Source organism: Streptomyces niveus (genome assembly GCF_001723055.1).
GTDB classification, from domain to species: Bacteria; Actinomycetota; Actinomycetes; order Streptomycetales; family Streptomycetaceae; genus Streptomyces; species Streptomyces niveus.
Genome location: NZ_MDCR01000590.1, coordinates 1 through 1,204, shown reverse-complemented (window position 1 = coordinate 1,204; position 1,204 = coordinate 1). Strand labels below are relative to the sequence as shown.

Sequence of the window (1,204 nt, the reverse complement as noted above, 5' to 3'; positions counted from 1 at the left end):
CTGTAGCGGACCTCGACGACCACGAAGGTCGGCACGGCGGTCGTCGAGGTCCGCTACAGCGAGACGTGCGGGGTGGCCTGGGCCCGCATCACCGAGGCGGCCCCGGGCGACACGGTCGAAATATCCTCCACCCAGGGCGACGACCAACCCCAAACGGGCACGGTGAACGCGGACAAGGACGCCTACACCCCCATGCTCGCGGTCCCCTCGGCCGCGGCGGCGGAGGCCTGCGCAACGCTGACGACGGGCGTGGAGGGCTGCACGACGGCGGGCGGCTGAGCCGGGGGCTGCGGTACGCGGCGCGCGTTGCCGTGAGTTGGCCGCGCACGCAGCGGCTGTCACCGCAGGCGGCCACGGCCCGGTGCGGGCCGTGCGCCGTGTACGTGCCCGACCACCTGCCGTACGCGGCGAGTAAGCGCTCGCGTTGAGCGGTGTCCGCCGCGCGCCGTCACCGCCCCGCGCGGCCGGTGCGTCGGCGCCCCGCACCCCACCGCCCGCGCCGTCGTGAGTTGGCCGCGCACGCGCCGGTTGCCGCAGGCGGCCATGGTCTCGGTGCGCGCCGTGCGCCGTGTGCGTGCGTGACCAGCCGCCCTACGCGGCGAGCGGCTCCGTTCGCGTCGCGCCGCGCCCACCCGGCCCGGCGGCGGGTCGCACCCCGCCGTACGCGACCCCGTCGCGCCCCGCAGGGCGGTACCCCCGCCCCGTCGGATAGCCTGACCGGCGGTTGTCTCTTCACGTCAAGACAAGATTCACCCGCCGTCGGAGAGATGGCCCGCACCAGGGGCACGGCCCCTGCCGCCCGCCGTTCCACCGCTGTCTAACGGAGACCGCCATGACCCGCACTCCCGTGAATGTCACCGTCACCGGCGCAGCCGGCCAGATCGGATACGCGCTGCTCTTCCGCATCGCCTCCGGCCAACTGCTCGGCGCGGACGTGCCGGTCAGCCTGCGCCTCCTGGAGATCCCGCAGGGGCTGAAGGCCGCCGAGGGCACCGCCATGGAGCTTGACGACTGCGCCTTCCCGCTGCTTCGCGGCATCGAGATCACCGACGACGCGAACGCCGCCTTCTCCGGCGCCAACGTCGCGCTGCTCGTCGGCGCCCGCCCCCGTACCAAGGGTATGGAGCGCGGCGACCTGCTCTCCGCCAACGGTGGCATCTTCAAGCCGCAGGGCAAGGCCATCAACGACCACGCCGCCGACGAC

1 protein-coding gene and 1 pseudogene are annotated in these 1,204 nt (G+C 74.2%); both read left to right on the top strand.

Annotated elements, in window-relative coordinates:
- Positions 1–24 precede the first annotated feature (24 nt).
- A pseudogene (locus BHU15_RS37765) lies at positions 25–279 on the top strand (DUF2690 domain-containing protein); the annotation flags it as partial.
- A gap of 553 nt (positions 280–832) precedes the next feature.
- A partial coding sequence (locus BHU15_RS37760; RefSeq protein WP_438285013.1) for a lactate/malate family dehydrogenase occupies positions 833–1,204 on the top strand: 372 nt, incomplete at its 3' end.